The organism is Roseibium marinum (genome assembly GCF_002906165.1).
Taxonomy (GTDB): Bacteria; Pseudomonadota; Alphaproteobacteria; order Rhizobiales; family Stappiaceae; genus Roseibium; species Roseibium marinum.
Genome location: NZ_PPCN01000020.1, coordinates 66,124 through 82,896, shown reverse-complemented (window position 1 = coordinate 82,896; position 16,773 = coordinate 66,124). Strand labels below are relative to the sequence as shown.

Below are 16,773 nucleotides of genomic sequence, written 5' to 3'. Positions count from 1 at the left end.
AACACAAACGACCTATACCGCGGGATGGAGCAGTCCGGTAGCTCGTCAGGCTCATAACCTGAAGGTCGCAGGTTCAAATCCTGCTCCCGCAACCAAATCAAATCCAACAAAAAGCCCCGACCGTAAAACGGCGGGGCTTCTTGCGTTTTAATGCGCCGATTGAGGAACGTTTCCTTTTGATGCCTGACTTGTCGTCAAGGCTTCCTTGGTGAAGCAGGCCGGATGAAGAAGAGTTTCCGGTGCGGTAGAATGCCGGTAAGAACGCAAAGGTCTCCGGTAAATAGGCGCGTAAAACACAAGGATCCGGAAAACAAGTTCCCGGATCCGCACTGCTGTTCATGTAGGGCTGTGTTTAGGTAATATTGGCGTCAGTTTCCGATGCCGAGCGCATAGACCATGTTTGACCAGTTTTTAGTATCTGTCGCAAAAAACTGTTTGGACGCATTCAGATCGCGCTCGTGTGTCAACACGCCGGCTTTCTTGAATTTTTCCTGGGTCTCGGTCTGCTGAAGCATCTCGTTCACGGCCAGGTTCAGCTTTTCCTGAATATCGGCAGGGGTGTTGGAGGGAACAAACAGCCCGACCCAGGAGGAAACGACAAATCTGTCATATCCCTGTTCCTCGAAGGTTTCCACGTTTGGTATCGCGTCGTGCTGATTTACCGATGCGACGGCCAGACCTTTCAGGAGCCCTTCACGGATGACCGGATAGACGGAATTGGAAGAGCCGATAAGCTGTACTTCACCGGAAATAGCGGCCTGGCGGGCCTTGGAACCTCCCTTGTAGCCAATCTGCTTGATGTTATCGAGACCGGCCAGTTTCGTGAGGAAAAACGCGGTCGTGACCTGGGACCCCGTGCCGATACCGGCGTTTCCAAGGGTTACGGACGGCTGGGTTTTGGCCCATGCAATCAGCTCTGCGAGGTTATTGGCCGGAACCGACGGGTGGGCTGCCAGTGTTTCCGGCGAGGAGGCTGGAATGGCAACGGCGGTAAGGTCTTTGATATCGTAGGGCAACTCCTTGCGGGTGGATTGTGACAGTCCCAGGCTCGCCGTGGTTACCAGAACCGTATAGCCGTCTCCCGCGGAAGCGGCGACACTGCCCGCTGCGACGTTTCCGGCCGCACCGCCGCGGTTTTCCACGACCACCGGCTGACCTAGCTGGTCGGAGACGCCTTGCGCAAGTATCCGGCCGACTGAATCGGCGAAACCTCCGGCGGAAAAGCCGACAACGAAGGTGATGGGCTTGCTGGGGTAATCCTGCGCCCGCGCGGATATAGCGGTCAAGGCCGTCAGGCCCAGGATAGCCGTCAGCCGTATTACCGTTTTTATGAAGTTGGCGATCATCAATCTTCCTCCCAAAGTTGCATTGTAATCAACGGATCCCGCCGGTTCAGGGTTTGGCAATCTCTGCTTCCGGCTGCAGCAACCGGACGCCATCGACGACACCTGGACGGTCCGCGATGGCCAGATACCAGCGTTTGATTTCCGGGTAGTCGTAGAGTTCGAGCCCGACCCGCCTGAAGCGGGAAACCCAGGGCCAAATTGAAATATCGGCCATGGAATAGTCCTCCACGAGGTAGCTTTTCCCGGTCAATTCACGCTCCAGGACGCCAAAAAGGCGTTCGAGTTCGCCTCGAAACCGGGTCAAGGCCTCTTCCCCGCCATCAGGGGCGTTCGAAAAATGGATGACCTGAGCTGCATTGGGACCAAGACCGGCCATCTGCCAGAATATCCACTGGATCGCGCGCCACTTCTGTGCATCGCCTTCCGGCATCAGGCACCTTGCCTTGTTGGCGAGATAGAGAAGGATTGCGCCCGACTCGAACAGGGTTATCCCGGTCTCGGTATCTGTAACGACAGGAACTTTCCCGTTCGGATTACGCGCCAGATGATCCGCTGACTTCTGCTCGCCCCTGGTCAGATCGATCGGATGCACGCGGAACGGCAGGCCGATCTCGCACAGAGCGATGTTGACCTTCTGACAGTTCGCGGTTTTCCAGGTGTAGAGCTCGATCATATGTCCGTCGGATAATGCGGTTGTTATCTTTCCCGATATCCTGCCTGAGAGTTGACGCGGCGAACCAATTCGATCTGAGGCGTCAAAGATAACTTGTTCCTACTTTCGGGCGATCTTGCCGGTTTTACAGTTTAGAACTGGCGAGAAAGCGTGCTAAAGCGTGTCGCGTTAAATTGAATTCAGGAAATCGCCCGAACGCATTCGCGAAGCAAACGCTGCCTCGGGCGTCTTCCTGAAACCATGAATCGGCTTAAACGCGACACGCTCTAGCAAACCTTCAGGTCCGCGCAGCGCGCATGGGACTACCAAATGAACCGGGGAGAGGGGACTTGGATATGAGGATGGCTGATCGTTCCGCCGGTTTGCCGCCGGTGAAGCGCATTGCTGTTCCCGCCGTGTCGTTTGCGCAGCATCCAGGTCTGGTGGAGCATCTGCTCGATCGCTATCCGGATGCGAAAATCAACAACGAGGGCGGGATCCACTACCGGACGGAGGAGGAGACGATCGCCTATCTGTCCGGTTGCGAGGCGGCCATCATCTCGTTCGAGATCATCAGCGACAGGGTGCTGTCCGCGTTGCCCGAATTACGCGTGGTCTCCAAACTGGGGGTGGGCCTTGACCGCGTCGACCCGCTCGCCATGCGCCGCCACGGCGTTCGGCTCGGCTGGACGCCCGGTGTCAACAAACGTGCAGTGGCGGAACTGGCGCTGGGTCTGGCGATTACGGGGCTGCGGCACGTGGTTCCCTGCAATCTTGGTATCCGGGCCGGTGAGCGCCAGCTGACAAGACTTGGCCGGCAATTGAGCGGCCGCGTCGTTGGTGTGCACGGGGTTGGCCAGATCGGTCAGGAGTTCATTCGCCTGTTGCAGCCGTTCGGCTGCCGCGTTCTGGGGTGCGACAAGGAGGATCGTTCCGAATTTTGTGCCCGCTACGGCGTTGAACTGGTGCAGCCCGAAGAACTCTATGCCCGCTCGGAAGTGCTTTCGATCCACCTGGCGCTCAATCCGCATACGCGGATGCTCTACGATACCGACACCTTGCGGAACCTGCGTCCGGATTGTGTGCTCATCAACACCGGCCGCGGAGGCATAGTCGACGAAAAGGTCCTTTACAGGGCTTTGACGGAAGGCTGGATCGCCGCGGCAGCGTTCGATGTCTTCGAGGAAGAGCCGCCGACGGATGATGCTTTGCTGAACCTGCCGAACTTCGTGGCGACGCCGCATATGGGGGCAAGTTCCGTGGAGGCCCGTTGGGAGATGGGCATCACCGCGATCAAGGGACTGACGGATAATTTCATCCCTGTGCCAGGGAAATATCCGTTCGAGTTTTCCTGACCTCAGGATTGAGCTGTCCAGGTGCTGAATATTCCGTAACCGCCTTTTTCAGTTCGGCGATCAGGAGGCTTTGCGCCGCACTGGGCACCCAGTCCGCGCGTGTTGTCAGACCAATCGGCCGCGCCGTGTCCGGGAGGTTGATAGGCAAAACCTTCAGGAGCCCGGATTCTTCCTCGTATCGGACCTGCCGCCGGGAAACCAGGGCTACCCGGTCACTTCCGGTCAGAAGGGCCCGGAGAGAACCGTGGGCGCACACTTCAAGAAGGCGTTTGGGTTCGGCCAGGGCGCGCGTGCGAAACGCCTTGTGGAAGAGGTTCCGGGAAGGGGTGTTCCTGCGGGGAACGATCCAGGCATATCCAACCGTGTCCGACAGTGTGACGGTCGAATGCCGGGCAAGCGGATGCCCGGCCCTGACGACGACCGACAGCGGGTCCACAAACAGCTCCGTTTGGCTAATGCCCGGACATGGGGGCGGTTCCCGCAATGCGCCGACGATCAGGTCGATGTCGCCGTTTCTCAGGCCGACGAGCTGACTTTCATAGGACCCTTCGACGATCTGTACGTTCAGGTCCGGGATCTGATCCAGAACACGCATGAGGGCCTGAGGTACGAGGTCTATCCGCGATAGCGGCAGCGAACCGACCACCATCCTGCCGACTTTTTGACCCCAGAATTGTTCGATTTCCTCACGCGCCAGTTCAATCTCGCGGCTGGCCAGTTTTGCTCCGCGTGCAAAAACATCTCCGGCGACGGAAAGTCCGATGCCATTGCTCGAACGCACAAAAAGCTTGTACCCGAGGGCCTTTTCCAAAGCTCTGGCCGTGCGCTGGATCGAAGGACGGGACATGCCGAGCGCGCGGGCGGCCATCGCGAAGTTGCCATGATCCGCGATTGCCGTTATCGCCCTTATCTGCGCGCTTGAAATCAGCCGGGTGGGATCGAGATCCCGCAGCTTTTTCTGGTTTTTATCCAGTTGCGGTTCGCAGGCCCGTTTCAACTCGGCAAAGGCACGGTCGACCCGTGCCAGAAGAATTTCGCCAACCTTCGTGCAGAACATGCCACTCGGCGTGCGCTCGAAGAGCGTCTGGTCGAATTCCGTCTCAAGCTTGCTTATGGCTTGGGTGACGGCCGGCTGCGACAGGAAAATTTCCGCGGCGGCCTTGTGAACGCTCCGGTGCATCGCAGTCAGGCTGAATGCGCGCAGGTGCCTCAGGTTCGGGAGGTCTTGAAATTCATCCACTGCACCCTCCCAAGTACCGATATTGAATTCCGTGATAGTATAACGTGTGATCGTGGGCGAATATTCCGGCCTTCAAGATTTTTGTGATGGCGGTTGTTGTCAGGGATGTTTCCCTCACTTGAGAATGATATTTATTGCTTTTTCCTCGGTATAACTCAATAGGTCTCCATAGGATTCCTCATTGCCGGTGCCGCTATTTTTCTTGCCACCGAATGGAACGGCGGGGAAATGCGTCCCGACGCCATTCACCCAGATATATCCTGAATCTATTTTTTGAGCTGTTTTCAGCGCCTTGTCGATGTCCTGCGTCCAGACCGAACCCGAAAGCCCATACTCGAGCGAATTCGCGATCCGGATCGTTTCGTCGATGTCCGACCATTTGAAGACAGCCAGAAGGGGACCGAAAACTTCCTTTCGAGCCAGTGTCATGTCCGCACGCATGCCGGAGAATACAGTCGGTTTCCACCAATAACCATCGGGGTGAAACTCGGACCCTTCCGGCCGCTCGCCGCCGGTTTCGAGCTTGCCGCCTTCGGCAAGCGTCACCTCGACGAAGTTTCTGACCTTGTCATACTGGACCTTGTTGTTGATCGGGCCGACCTGAGCCGTCGGATCCCAGGGGGTCCCGATCTTTCGCGCCTCGATCCTGGCGATCACGTCAGCAAGAACCCTGTCGTGGATGTCTTCATGCAGGAACAGACGGCTCGTCGAACCGCAGGATTGACCCTGCCAGCCAAAATTCATTCCCTTCACCGCAGCCGCCGCCGCCAGATCGAGCTCGGCGTCGGGGAAGACGATCATCGGGTTTTTGCCGCCGAGTTCCAGCGAGATATGTTTCACGGCGACCTCGGCCGCCCGGCGCTGAATAAGCATGCCGGTTTCGACAGAACCGATAAAACCGATCCGCTTCACCTTCGGATGGCGAACGATGGCATCGCCGGCTCCGGCACCAAGGCCGGTTACGATGTTGACGACGCCGGCGGGAAAGATATCCGCACAGAGTTCGGCAAGATAACAGGCCGAGAGCGGGCTTTGTTCCGCAGGTTTGACGACCACCGTGTTGCCCGCGATCAGAGGGGCTGCAATCTTCGCCGTCGCGAACATCAACGGATGATTGAAGGGGACGATCTTGCCGACGACCCCATAGGGTTCGCGCACGGTCAGGTGAATGTTGCCGGGTGTTGCCGGGATTGTGCTGCCCTTGATCTCGAATCCCAGCCCCGCATAGTAATCGAGCTGATTGGCCCCGTTGGCGACATCCAGACGCATTTCGCCGATCGTGTTTCCGGTGTCGCGCACCTCGATATCGAGAATGGCATCGGCATGTTCGCGCAAAGCATTCGCCAGGCGGCGGAGGTAGGCGCCTCGTTCTCTCATCGGGAGAGCGGCCCACGCCCCTTGAGCGCGATCAGCGGCCTCGACGGCAGCATCGACGTCAGCTTTCGTTCCCTCGGGAACCGTGCCCAGGACTGTCCCGTCGCAAGGATTGAGCGACTCGTACCGTTTCCCGCTCTTGCTGTCGACAAGCTTGCCATCGATCAGTATGCGGGCGTTCATGTAGTCGAAGTCCAGGGCCTTCTGGGTCGGGTCGGTCATGGCTAATTTCCTCTGTCGCAGCCGGTTCATCCAATTGGGGGACCGGGCAGATCGCTTTCTAGTTTGGTACCCGCCGAAGGGTCGATGCCGCAAATTAGAATTCGGATTGGGCTGATAAGATGCGGCACCCGTCCAGGTCCAGAGGGGCTCTTTGAGCGGTTACGGAATCCAACATTCTTCTCTATCGATTAGTTTTGCTTACCCCTGCCTTGCCTGATTGCCGGGGGCAGACGCATTCTCTGTCTCAATTGCTGTGAAGAGCGAGACTCAGGAGGTGAAATGTTGAAGACAGAGCCCGAGGCCGACAGTGCCGCGACCGACAAGATGTGGTCGAGCGATGCTGTCGCCGAAACCGTCCGCGCTCTTGGGTACACTTACCTTTCGCTGGTTCCCGGGTCGAGTTTCCGGGGCTTTCAGGACAGTATCGTCAATCATCTGGGCAATCTCTCGCCCGAACTGGTGATGACACTTCACGAGGTTCAGGCGGTCTTTATCGCGCAGGGCTTCGCGCGTGCCACCGATACGCCGATGGCCGTCGCCCTGCATGCGAATGTCGGCTTGATGAACGGCCTGATGGGCATTTTCGATACCTGGTGCAACCGCGTGCCGATGCTTGTCATCGGTGCCACCGGTCCGGTCGATGCGGCCATGCGCCGTCCATGGATCGACTGGGTTCACACTTCCAAGGATCAGGGCGCTCTGGTTCGCAATTACGTGAAGTGGGACGATCAGCCGGCCTCCGCGGCGGCCGCCGTGGAATCCGTGGTGAGGGCCGACCGTCTGGCCCGGAGCGAGCCACGCGGGCCGGTCTATGTGTGTCTTGATGCCGGCATGCAGGAGAGCGCGCTCGACAACCCGGTCGACGTTCCGCCCCTTGACCGGTTCCCTGTCAGCGAGCCGCCTTCTGCCTCCCGAGAGCAGGTCCGCACCGTGATCGAGGCTTTGAGGGAGGCTGAAAAGCCGGTCTTTTTGTTCGGCCGGGGAAACCGCGCCCAGTCGGACTGGGACGCCCGGGTTGCGTTGGCCGATGCCGTGGGAGCAACCGTGCTGTCGGGAACCCATGCAGCCGCTGTATTCCCGACCGAACATCCCCTTCATGTCTTGCCGCCGATCGGAGAACGTCCGACGGAAGCTGAAATCCAGTTGCTGCGGGAAGCCGACGTGGTCGTGAGCTTCGACTGGCATGATCTGGGCGGGTTTCTTTCGGCCAGGTCCGGGGAAACCCAGATTTCCAAACCCTTCAACGGGAAAGTCGTTTCCGTGTCGCTGGATCAAAATCTCGCCAACGGCTGGTCGATGGATCACCAGTTGCTGGCGGGAATCGACCTGCCGGTCCTGGCTTCACCGGACCGGTTTGTCCGTCAGGTTCTCGATGAGCTGGACGGCGGCAGGATGCCGGAACGGGTTTCGGGTGCACACTGGACGGTGCTGGCCGCCGAAAAGAGGCGGAACCGGCGCAGCAACGACATGCGTGTCTTCGACATGGCATTCGTGGTTACGGATGCGCTGGCGGAGGAGGACGTCACATTTGCCCGGCTGCCTTTCGGCTGGCCAGGGCTTGCCTGCGCCTTCAGGTCACCGCTCGATTTTCTCGGCAAGGATGCCGGGGGGACCGTGGGCAGTGGCCCCGGTCATGCTGTCGGTACCGCTCTCGCGCTCAGGGACAGCCGGATCACCGTCGGCATCATTGGAGATGGTGATTTTGCAATCGGCATGCAGGCGTTGTGGACGGCGTCTCACATGGATCTTCCGCTTCTCATGATCATCGCGAACAACCGGTCCTATTTCAATGACGAGGTCCATCAGGAACGTGTCGCGGTTGCCCGCGGCAGGCCGGTAGAACGCAAGCATATCGGCCAGCGCATCGACCCGCCCGTCGACAATTGCGCCATTGCCCGGGCGCAGGGGTTCGACGCCTACGGCCCCGTGAAGACGGAAGCCGAACTCACGGACGTGCTCGCCAGGGCGGTTGAGACAGTGAAAGCCGGTGGACGGGTTCTTGTCGATGTAAATGTAATCGGCGGCTACGGTGAGAAATAAACGCCTGTCAGCCGGGAGGAAGACAAATGAAATCTGTAGATCAGCGTGATCTGGTCGGGGGTCTGCTTGTTGCGGTGGTGGGAGGAGCCTTCGCGGTCGCCGCGACAGGCCTGCCAAAGGCCGAACCCGGCATGGTCGGTCCGGCCTATGTGCCTATGGCAACCGGCATAATCGCAATCATTCTCGGGCTGATCATTTCCGGCAAGGCCTTTCTGGGCGCGCGGCCGATTCCACGGATCAACATTCGGCCCGTTCTGGCGATCTTCGCGGCGACTGCCGTCTTCGCTCTTCTCATTCGCAATGTTGGTTTCGTTCCGACAATTTTTGCAGTTGTCGCGGTCGCCGCATCCGGTTCGCCTAAAAGCCGGCCGCTTCCTGTCCTGTATATCGCCGGAACGGTTTCCCTGGCCTGCTGGCTTATTTTCATAGTCGGTCTGGGGTTGCCGATCGACGTTGTCCGGAGTCCATTCTGATGGATCAGCTGCTTGCCGGGTTTTCGACCGCACTCGCTCCCGAGAATCTTTCCTATTGTTTCTTCGGAGTTCTGGTCGGTACTGCCGTCGGCGTTCTCCCGGGTATCGGTTCTCTCGCAGCGATTTCAATGCTGTTGCCGATTACATTCTATCTCGATCCGACCACGGCGATCATCATGCTGGCCGGGGTCTATTACGGTGCCGAATACGGCGGCTCGACGGCTTCGATCCTGCTCAATCTCCCGGGGACGCCATCCAACGCCATCACCTGTCTCGACGGGTATCCGATGGCTCAGAACGGCCGGGCCGGGGTGGCTTTGTTCATGACGACGATCGCGTCGTTTGTCGGCGGCACGCTCGGTATTATCGTACTGATGGGGGCGACACCCCTGTTCTTGAAATTCGCTCTTCTTTTCAACAGCAAGGAATATTTCGTCGCCCTTCTTCTCGGGCTCGTGATGGCCGCCACCGTCAGTCCAGGCAGTCCGCTGAAAGGGTTGGCAACTCTGGCGCTGGGTGTCCTTTTCGGTCTGGTTGGCGCGGACGTGCAGACCGGCATGGCACGCTTTACCGGCGGTCAGATGGAACTGTACGACGGTATCAGCATCGTCATCGTCGCCATGGGTCTTTTCGGCGTGGCGGAAATTATCTGGTCGATCACGGACCATGCAGCTCCGATGATACGGGATAAGATCACCATGCGCTCGCTTATGCCCACGCGCGATGATCTTCGTCGCTCATGGCTGCCCATGATGCGCGGAACGAGCGTCGGAGCCATTGTCGGTCCATTGCCGGGCGCGGGTCTCGCACTGGCATCTTTCTTCGCCTATGTGATTGAAAAACGCGTCTCCAAACGGCCGGAGAAATTCGGAACCGGGGTCATAGAAGGGATCGCCGGGCCGGAGGCGGCGAACAACGCGGCGGCTCAGACCGCGTTCATACCCACTTTCGCTCTGGGAATTCCCGGCACCACCACAACGGCGATCCTGCTCGGCGCGATGATGTTGCACGGGATCGTGCCGGGTCCGAACTTCATGCGCGAACAAACAGACATGTTCTGGGCGATCGTTGCCAGCTTCTGGATCGGCAACCTGTTTTTGCTGATCCTGAACATACCCTTCATCGGGCTCTGGGTCCGTCTCCTGAAAATCCCGTATCACCTGCTGTATCCGGTGATCGTCTGCATGATCTGCATCGGTATCTATTCGCTGCAATCGAGCGTGTTCGACATCTACCTGCTGATCGGGTTCGGGTTGGTCGGGTATCTTATGCGGTTGCTTGCCTTCGAGCCCGCGCCGATGCTGATGGGGTTCGTTCTGGGACCGCTTCTGGAAGAAAACTTCCGCCGGGCAATGCTGCTTTCCGACGGGGACCTTCTCGCCCTTTTCAAGGGGCCGGTGAACATCTCGATGCTTGCCCTGTTCGTCATCATTCTCGGCTGGACGACGATCAGCCGTTTGCGCCGCTCGGCGGAATTGAAAAGCAAGGGCCTCTCGGAGCAGAATCCATGAACGAGAAATTGGTAGAGGACTTGTGCGAGCTTGCCTGCGCGGCCAGGGTGCTGGCGGTCAACGGTCATGAGGACATGACGCTCGGCCATGTGGCGCTCAGGGACCCTGACGGGCGTGGCATATGGATGAAACGCCGGGGCCTCTCGCTTGGCGAGGTGAGAGACCAAGCCGACTTCCTTCTGGTCGACTGGGACGGAAAAGTTCTGGAGGGAGAGGGAAACAGGCACGGGGAATGGCCTATTCATACCGAAGTCATGCTGGCCAGGCCCGATATTCAGGCCAGCCTGCACAGTCATCCGGAATACGCGACGCTGTTGACCGCGAGCGAGGCGGCATTCCCGAGATTCACGCAGGACGGCCTTCGGCTTGGATCCGGCGGGGTTCCCAGGTTCACAGACACCGCGGACCTGCTTGTCGACAGGGAGCAGGGGCGTCAGCTTGCCGGGAAACTCGGCGATGCCGATATCGTCTTCATGAAGAACCACGGGACTTCCATTTATGCGGAAACCATCGCGAAACTGGCCCTGACCGGCATTTTTCTGGAGCGTGCGGCCAGGGCTCTTATCCGCGCCAAATCCGCGGGGCTGGAGCTGGAGGTCCCTGCCGAGGGGGATGCGCAAAAGGTCATCGGGTCGCTCGAAGAGGCCGGCTTTGTGGCCGATAACTGGAACTACCTGCTTCGCGATCTGCGTCGCAGGGAAGGGCCGGGCATGACGGGGAGAGCTGATCGGTGAACGTTTCCCGGACATTGTTCCTGCTGTCTCGCGCGGCAACCGTCTCGGCGTTTCAGTTTCTGGCGATCTCGCCGGGGTGGCACATCTATCAGCGGACCGGTGAGGCTCTTTAACTCGGGTATAACGGCCTCGTCATGTTTCCGCCCGCGCTCTGTCAGTTTCTTTTGGCGGGCTTTACCGCTGACAGGCTCTATCGCCGGCTGATAATCGGCGTGTGCAATTTCGCAGACTGCCTCGCCGTGAGTTCGATCGGGTATTGCCTGCTCACAAAACAGGAAGCCGTCTGGCCCGCCCCGAGGGTGCGCTCCACAAGATGCTCTGATTGCTCTGATCCCCTAAAGTTCCGGCAGAGGCGATCAAGAGATGGGGAGCAGGTCAATAGCGCACGGAAACGTTGACCATCCGACAGAGCGTCCGAGACGAATTCCAGGCCCTGGAGCATCTTTAGACCGATCAGCTTTTTGACGTTCACTCAGTTCCGAGTGAACGTCCGCCGATCTAAAGGCTCTGTTCCATCATGCGCTCGACGTGTTTTGCCGTAAGCCGCAGGGTCGCTTCCACTTTGGGGCGGATCTCCTTGAAGCGGGTCGAGGGCACCGGAACGGAGATCGAGTGAAGATCGCCGGACCAGTCACGGAAAGCAAACCCGACGGCGGAGATGCCACGGGTGTGTTCATCGAGATCGTAGGCCAGGCCGGTCTCCCTGATCGCGGCGAGGGTCGCCATGAAACCGGGCAGATCGCGCTCGATTCTCTGACGGTTCCATTCCGTGAGCGCCAGGTCGCGGGCCATGTCGTCGTCAAGCCGGGCAAGGCAGGCAAGGCCGTTGGCGGTGGTCGTCAGCGGAAAGGCCTCGCCGACCGAGGAGACGGTCCGCAGTCTGTGGGTGCCCGGCACCTGATCGAGAAAGATCATGGCCGGTCCGCGCAGAACGGACAGATCGGCCGTTTCTCCCGTCGCCTGCGACAGTTCCGTCAGATGAAGCCGGCAGCACTCGACGATATTGTAGCGGGCGGCTTCGGCCAGCGCGCTCAGTTCCGGACCGAGCCGGAGTTTGCCGCCATTGGCTCCGGAAATCACCAGCCTTTCCTTCTGCAGGGCGCCGACGATCCGTTGCACGGTCGAGCGCGGCAGGCTGACCGCTTCGGCGATCTGGCCGAGGCTCATGCCCGATTGGTCCTCCTTCAGGGATCGCAGGATTTTCGCGGCCCGTTCGATGACCTGAATGCCGCTACGGCCTCGGTCTGGCTCTGTTCCGGGTGGGGTTTCTTCTTCGATCATGGGATGGCAAACCGGTTTGTTTTCTGGTTTCGTGGAGATGGGGTGGCCCACCATACGGTACAAAAGACCTGAGATGCAAATAATTATTGACTGCTATGCGGTGCATATGTACCATAATGCGAAACAGTATCCCTGATACTAATCATAAGAAGCACTGTCATCAGCATCGCAACACCGCCTCGGCGGTGAAGGGAGGAGTATTGCAAAATGGTCGAAATCCGCGGCATCGAATTTCAGGCTAACACCGATAACGACATGGGGCTGGAGTTCTACAACCTCAGCCACCGCTATGGTTTCCAGTGCCCGAACTGGCCATATTTTCAGGACGTCCAGATTGACCGGAAGCACTATATGGCCAAGTCCGGCGTGCTGTCCCAGACGATCACCACCACCATGCATGTAACGACGCATATCGATGCGCCGGCCCATGTGGTGCAGGGAACGCCGTTTATTGACGAAGTGCCGCTGCCGCACTTCTTCGGCTCGGGACTTGTTGTCTCAATTCCAAAGAAGAAGTGGGAGCAGATCACGGCCGATGATCTGGAAAAGGCCTGCGGTCACGCGATTCGGAAAAACGATGTGCTGCTCATCAATACCGGCTGGCACAAGCAGTATGAAGATGGCGACTATTTCGCCTATTGCCCGGGTCTGGTCCCCTCGGCCGCCGACTGGATGGTTGAAAAGGGTATCAAGGTCGTCGGTCATGACACCCAGGCCAACGACCACCCGTTGGCAACTGCAATCGGTCCGCAACGCAACGGCCCTATCCTTCCTCATCTGGAAGAGGAATATAAGGAATGGTCCGGCGGTCGCGACTGGAAGGACGATTTCCCTGAATGGGAGCCTGTTCACCAGAGGCTGTTCAGCAACGGCATCCTCGGCATCGAGAATGTCGGCGGCGATCTCGACGCGGTCACCGGCAAGCGCTGCACCTTCGCCTTCTTCCCCTGGAACTGGGACCGTGGTGACGGCTGCATCATCCGTCTTGTCGCAATGATCGACAAGGGACAGCAATACCGCATCGAGCCCGGCGAAAACTTCTGAGCAACAACCGCCTGAACGGGCGGTCTTACATGAATTTTCGATCCACGGGAGGGGAACGCGATGCATATCAAGCGTTTCGAGGAAGCACAGGCCTACGAGGCCCCCAATCACTGGGGTGTCCACGGGCTCCGTTTGCAGGGTTTCGAAGAGGGAGGGCCGACCAACCAGTGGGTCGGCTACTCCCAGTTTCTCCCCGGCGGAGGGGCCGGGCCGGATTCAACGCCCTTTGAAAAAGTCTATGTCGTGCTCGAAGGCGAGATGACCATCGAGTGGGACGGCAGGTCCGAAATCCTGCGCGCGATGGACAGTTGCACCATCCCGCCCGGACTGGAGCGGCGGATCGAGAACAGGTCGAACCACGTCTGCAAGATGCTGGTCGTCATTCCCTACCCGCCGAAAGGATAAGCCATGTCCGAATTGACGAATCCGATGTCTATGTTCGACGTTTCCGGCAAGGTGGCCCTGGTCACCGGAGCCTCCGGCGCCTTCGGCATGGTTGCCGCGAAGGTTCTGGCGGGGGCCGGCTGCAAGCTGGTTCTGGCGGCCGGATCCGCGGACGCGCTCGCCGAAATTGCCGCGGAGTGCCGGAAGATCGGCGCTGAGGTGGTCGAGGCGAATGTCCGTCCGACGGATGAGGCGGTCTGCGCCGATCTCGTTGCGAGGGCCGTCGAGGCCTTCGGATCGCTCGACATCCTGGTTGTCGCGTCCGGCATGAACAAGGTCGCCAAGATCGACGAGATGTCACCGGAGACGTTTACCGACGTCATGGATGCCAATGTGACCCAGAGCTGGCTTCTGGCGCGGGCGGCTACGGTGCAGATGAAGGCGCAGGGGGGCGGCGGAAAAATCGTGCTCGTGTCCTCGGCGCGGGGGCTCCTCGGTCATCCTGCCGGCTACACCGCCTATTGCGCGTCCAAATCCGCGGTCGACGGCATCACCAAGGCGCTCGGCTGCGAACTCGGGCCGACCGGGATCACGGTGAATGCCATCGCCCCGACGGTGTTCCGCTCGCCGCTGACGGCCTGGATGTTCGCGGAGACGGAAGAAGCGGAAACCGTGCGCAAGGGCTTTCTCACGCGCGTGCCGAAAGGCCGCTTGGGCGAACCGGAAGACCTTGCCGGACCGCTTCTGTTCCTGTCCTCCAGGGCAAGCGACTTCTACACGGGGCACATTCTTTACGCCGATGGCGGCTATACGGCGGGATAACACATGGAAAAGCGCCCCATAGCAGTGATCGGCGCCGGGCTCATGGGCCACGGTATCGCGCTGACCCTGGCGAAAGCCGGACACCGGGTCCTGGTGACCGACCCCGTTGCGGACGCTCTGGCGGCCGTGACCGGACGTATCGCCGAGAGCCTTTCCCTGATGGGAGAAGATGCCGGTCGGATCGATGAGATCCTGAGCAATGTCGAGACTTGCGAAAGCCTGCAGGCTGCCGTTTCGGACAGCTTCGCGGTGTTCGAGGCCGCGCCGGAGAAGATGGACCTCAAACAGCAGATTTTCGCCGAAATCGAGGCCCATGCGCCCGGCGACAGCCTGCTGGCCTCCAACACCTCGGTGATGCCGATCACCGCGATCATGCAGAAGCTCGGGAAAAGGGGCCGGTCCCTGGGGACGCACTGGTGGAATCCGCCGCATATGATTCCGCTCGTCGAAGTGATCCGGACCGAATGGACCTCCGATGAGACGGTGGACACCATGATGTCGCTTCTCGGCGAGGCTGGAAAGACACCGGTTTGTGTGGCGAAGGACGTTCCGGGCTTCATCGGCAACCGGCTCCAGCATGCGCTCTGGCGCGAGGCGATCAGCCTGGTGGAACGCGGGATCTGCGACGCGGAATCGGTCGATACGGTGATCAAGTCCTGTTTCGGCAGGCGCCTGTCGGTCCTCGGGCCCCTGGAGAACGCCGATCTCGTGGGCACCGATCTCACGCTCGACATTCACAACACGGTGCTTGCCGACCTGGAGAGCCGGCCGGGGCCGTCCCCCTACCTGGAAAAACTCGTGGCCGATGGAAAGCTCGGCATGAAAAGCGGAGAAGGATTCCGCAAATGGACGCCCGAAGAGGCCGACAAGGTCCGCAAGCGCGTTACCACCCATCTGAAAAGGCTTGAAACGATCTTGGAAGAGTGAACACGCGCCGGCGAGGAGGCCGGCACTGGGAGGCGACATGACACATTCGTTCAAATACCCCTCGCGCCGCAGCTTTCTTGCGGCAACCGCAGGTGTGCTCGCGGCCCCGGCCATCTTGAGAAACAGCCGGGCCTTTGCCGCAAATCCGACGCTGCGGGTCGGCCATGTCAGCCCGCGCACCGGTCCGCTGGCCGGTTTCGCCGAAGCGGACGATTTCGTGCTCGGCGCGATCCAGGAAGCGTTCTCCGCCGGTCTTGAGAACAACGGCAAGATCTGGTCGGTCGAGATCGTCTCCAAGGACAGCCAGTCGAACCCGAACCGGGCGGCGGAAGTCGCGGCGGATCTCATCCTCTCCGATGAAGTCGACATCATCGTTGCCGCCTCGACACCGGACACGGTGAACCCGGTTGCCGACCAGGCGGAAATCAACGAGGTTCCCTGCATCACCACCGACTGTCCGTGGCAACCTTATTTCTTCGGACGCAACGGCGTGCCGGGCCAGGGCTTCCAGTGGACCTATCATTTCTTCTGGGGACTGGAGGATGTCATTGCCGCCTTCCTCGACATGTGGGGCGGCGCTGGCGTCAACAAGACGGTCGGCGGGCTGTTCCCGAACGACGCCGACGGCAACGCCTGGGGCGATCGGGAGCTGGGCCTGCCCAAGCCGCTCGCGGCCGCCGGTTACGCGCTGACCGACCCTGGACGCTATCAGCCGCTATCCGACGACTTCTCCAACTACATCAACGCGTTCAAGGAGGCTGGTTGCGAGATCGTCACCGGGAACATGATCCCTCCGGATTTCGCGACGTTCTGGGCGCAGGCCGCTCAGCAGGGGTTCAGCCCCAGGATCGTCACCATCGGCAAGGCGCTGTTGTTCCCATCGGTCATCGAGTCGCTCGGAGACCGCGGTGACGGGCTTTCCTCGGAGGTCTGGTGGTCACCCGCCCATCCGTTCTCGTCGTCCCTGACCGGGGCGAGCGCGAAGCAGCTTGCCGAAGGTTACAGCGAAGTCTCGGGCCGTCCCTGGACCCAGCCCATCGGATTCAAGCACGCGCTTTTCGAGGTGGTTGCCGACGTCGTGCGCAGATCACAGGACCTGGAGGATCCCGAGGCCAACATCGCAGCCATCGCGGAGACCAATCTCGATACCATCGTGGGAACCCTCAACTGGGCGGACGGTCCGATCAACAACGTCACCAAGACGCCTCTGGTGGCCGGTCAGTGGCAGAAGGAGGGAGATGCGTACGATCTGAAGATCGTGGCCAACGCGCATGCGCCCGAAATTCCGCTGACAGGCGAGCTGAAGCTGCTTTGACAGGCAACGGGTGACGTGCTCCCGCCCGGCGCCGTCACCCAACCTGACGAGAC

At 59.8% G+C, this 16,773-nt stretch carries 15 protein-coding genes and 1 tRNA gene; 11 read left to right on the top strand and 5 right to left on the bottom strand.

Annotation, left to right across the window (positions count from 1 at the left end; all coding sequences use genetic code 11):
• Positions 1-18 precede the first annotated feature (18 nt).
• Positions 19-95 (top strand) — tRNA-Met (locus tag CLV41_RS26610).
• A 273-nt stretch (positions 96-368) separates the two neighbouring features.
• Here CLV41_RS26610 and CLV41_RS26605 read toward each other — a convergent pair.
• Positions 369-1,346 carry a Bug family tripartite tricarboxylate transporter substrate binding protein gene (locus CLV41_RS26605; protein WP_170107335.1) on the bottom strand — a complete coding sequence of 326 codons (978 nt, stop codon included), beginning with the start codon at positions 1,344-1,346 and terminating at the stop codon, positions 369-371.
• A gap of 46 nt (positions 1,347-1,392) precedes the next feature.
• Positions 1,393-2,019 carry a glutathione S-transferase family protein gene (locus CLV41_RS26600; RefSeq protein ID WP_103225528.1) on the bottom strand — a complete coding sequence of 209 codons (627 nt, stop codon included), beginning with the start codon at positions 2,017-2,019 and terminating at the stop codon, positions 1,393-1,395.
• 341 nt (positions 2,020-2,360) lie between these two features.
• Between CLV41_RS26600 and CLV41_RS26595 the strand changes: the two genes are divergently transcribed.
• Complete coding sequence (locus CLV41_RS26595) at positions 2,361-3,353, top strand: NAD(P)-dependent oxidoreductase (RefSeq protein ID WP_170107334.1); 993 nt, start codon at positions 2,361-2,363, stop codon at positions 3,351-3,353.
• Here CLV41_RS26595 and CLV41_RS26590 read toward each other — a convergent pair.
• Both CLV41_RS26590 and CLV41_RS26585 read right to left on the bottom strand, forming a co-directional pair.
• Complete coding sequence (locus CLV41_RS26590) at positions 3,313-4,593, bottom strand: LysR family transcriptional regulator (protein ID WP_103225526.1); 1,281 nt, start codon at positions 4,591-4,593, stop codon at positions 3,313-3,315. The two genes, CLV41_RS26595 and CLV41_RS26590, sit on opposite strands and share 41 nt — an antisense overlap.
• Positions 4,594-4,707: 114 nt before the next feature.
• Complete coding sequence (locus CLV41_RS26585) at positions 4,708-6,189, bottom strand: aldehyde dehydrogenase family protein (protein WP_208987744.1); 1,482 nt, start codon at positions 6,187-6,189, stop codon at positions 4,708-4,710.
• Between the two features lie 279 nt (positions 6,190-6,468).
• Between CLV41_RS26585 and CLV41_RS26580 the strand changes: the two genes are divergently transcribed.
• The 4 genes from CLV41_RS26580 to CLV41_RS26565 are packed head-to-tail and all read left to right on the top strand — an operon-like array spanning position 6,469 to position 10,947.
• Positions 6,469-8,229 carry a thiamine pyrophosphate-binding protein gene (locus CLV41_RS26580; RefSeq protein ID WP_103225525.1) on the top strand — a complete coding sequence of 587 codons (1,761 nt, stop codon included), beginning with the start codon at positions 6,469-6,471 and terminating at the stop codon, positions 8,227-8,229.
• A gap of 26 nt (positions 8,230-8,255) precedes the next feature.
• Positions 8,256-8,702: a tripartite tricarboxylate transporter TctB family protein gene (locus CLV41_RS26575; RefSeq protein WP_103225524.1), complete on the top strand. Its 447-nt coding sequence runs from the start codon at positions 8,256-8,258 to the stop codon at positions 8,700-8,702.
• Positions 8,702-10,213 carry a tripartite tricarboxylate transporter permease gene (locus CLV41_RS26570; RefSeq protein WP_103225523.1) on the top strand — a complete coding sequence of 504 codons (1,512 nt, stop codon included), beginning with the start codon at positions 8,702-8,704 and terminating at the stop codon, positions 10,211-10,213. Before CLV41_RS26575 ends, CLV41_RS26570 begins: the two co-directional genes overlap by 1 nt.
• Positions 10,210-10,947, top strand: a complete 738-nt coding sequence (locus CLV41_RS26565) for a class II aldolase/adducin family protein (RefSeq protein ID WP_103225522.1) — start codon at positions 10,210-10,212, stop codon at positions 10,945-10,947. The genes CLV41_RS26570 and CLV41_RS26565 overlap by 4 nt, the downstream gene beginning before the upstream one ends.
• A gap of 498 nt (positions 10,948-11,445) precedes the next feature.
• On the opposite strand, the gene CLV41_RS26560 is transcribed toward CLV41_RS26565, so the two are convergent.
• Positions 11,446-12,228, bottom strand: a complete 783-nt coding sequence (locus CLV41_RS26560) for an IclR family transcriptional regulator (RefSeq protein ID WP_103225521.1) — start codon at positions 12,226-12,228, stop codon at positions 11,446-11,448.
• Positions 12,229-12,435: 207 nt separating this feature from the next.
• On the opposite strand from CLV41_RS26560, the gene CLV41_RS26555 reads away from it, so the two are divergent.
• The 5 genes from CLV41_RS26555 to CLV41_RS26535 are packed head-to-tail and all read left to right on the top strand — an operon-like array spanning position 12,436 to position 16,720.
• Positions 12,436-13,272, top strand: a complete 837-nt coding sequence (locus CLV41_RS26555) for a cyclase family protein (protein WP_103225520.1) — start codon at positions 12,436-12,438, stop codon at positions 13,270-13,272.
• Between the two features lie 60 nt (positions 13,273-13,332).
• Complete coding sequence (locus CLV41_RS26550) at positions 13,333-13,677, top strand: cupin domain-containing protein (RefSeq protein ID WP_103225519.1); 345 nt, start codon at positions 13,333-13,335, stop codon at positions 13,675-13,677.
• A 3-nt stretch (positions 13,678-13,680) separates the two neighbouring features.
• Positions 13,681-14,478, top strand: coding sequence for an SDR family NAD(P)-dependent oxidoreductase (locus CLV41_RS26545; protein WP_103225518.1), 798 nt, complete (start codon positions 13,681-13,683; stop codon positions 14,476-14,478).
• A gap of 3 nt (positions 14,479-14,481) precedes the next feature.
• Complete coding sequence (locus tag CLV41_RS26540; RefSeq protein WP_103225517.1) at positions 14,482-15,405, top strand: 3-hydroxyacyl-CoA dehydrogenase family protein; 924 nt, start codon at positions 14,482-14,484, stop codon at positions 15,403-15,405.
• Between the two features lie 37 nt (positions 15,406-15,442).
• A complete protein-coding gene (locus CLV41_RS26535) occupies positions 15,443-16,720 on the top strand; it encodes an ABC transporter substrate-binding protein (protein ID WP_103225516.1) in 1,278 nt (425 codons plus the stop codon).
• Positions 16,721-16,773: the final 53 nt, after the last annotated feature.

Excerpts from the sequence above, each read along its gene's own strand:
- CLV41_RS26600 (WP_103225528.1), bottom strand. The coding sequence starts at position 2,019 with ATGATCGAGCTCTACACCTGGAAAACCGCGAACTGTCAGAAGGTCAAC.
- CLV41_RS26575 (WP_103225524.1), top strand. The coding sequence starts at position 8,256 with ATGAAATCTGTAGATCAGCGTGATCTGGTCGGGGGTCTGCTTGTTGCG.
- CLV41_RS26550 (WP_103225519.1), top strand. The coding sequence starts at position 13,333 with ATGCATATCAAGCGTTTCGAGGAAGCACAGGCCTACGAGGCCCCCAAT.
- CLV41_RS26540 (WP_103225517.1), top strand. The coding sequence starts at position 14,482 with ATGGAAAAGCGCCCCATAGCAGTGATCGGCGCCGGGCTCATGGGCCAC.
- CLV41_RS26595 (WP_170107334.1), top strand. The coding sequence starts at position 2,361 with ATGGCTGATCGTTCCGCCGGTTTGCCGCCGGTGAAGCGCATTGCTGTT.
- CLV41_RS26580 (WP_103225525.1), top strand. The coding sequence starts at position 6,469 with ATGTTGAAGACAGAGCCCGAGGCCGACAGTGCCGCGACCGACAAGATG.
- CLV41_RS26570 (WP_103225523.1), top strand. The coding sequence starts at position 8,702 with ATGGATCAGCTGCTTGCCGGGTTTTCGACCGCACTCGCTCCCGAGAAT.
- CLV41_RS26585 (WP_208987744.1), bottom strand. The coding sequence starts at position 6,189 with ATGACCGACCCGACCCAGAAGGCCCTGGACTTCGACTACATGAACGCC.
- CLV41_RS26565 (WP_103225522.1), top strand. The coding sequence starts at position 10,210 with ATGAACGAGAAATTGGTAGAGGACTTGTGCGAGCTTGCCTGCGCGGCC.
- CLV41_RS26605 (WP_170107335.1), bottom strand. The coding sequence starts at position 1,346 with ATGATCGCCAACTTCATAAAAACGGTAATACGGCTGACGGCTATCCTG.
- CLV41_RS26555 (WP_103225520.1), top strand. The coding sequence starts at position 12,436 with ATGGTCGAAATCCGCGGCATCGAATTTCAGGCTAACACCGATAACGAC.
- CLV41_RS26560 (WP_103225521.1), bottom strand. The coding sequence starts at position 12,228 with ATGATCGAAGAAGAAACCCCACCCGGAACAGAGCCAGACCGAGGCCGT.
- CLV41_RS26545 (WP_103225518.1), top strand. The coding sequence starts at position 13,681 with ATGTCCGAATTGACGAATCCGATGTCTATGTTCGACGTTTCCGGCAAG.
- CLV41_RS26535 (WP_103225516.1), top strand. The coding sequence starts at position 15,443 with ATGACACATTCGTTCAAATACCCCTCGCGCCGCAGCTTTCTTGCGGCA.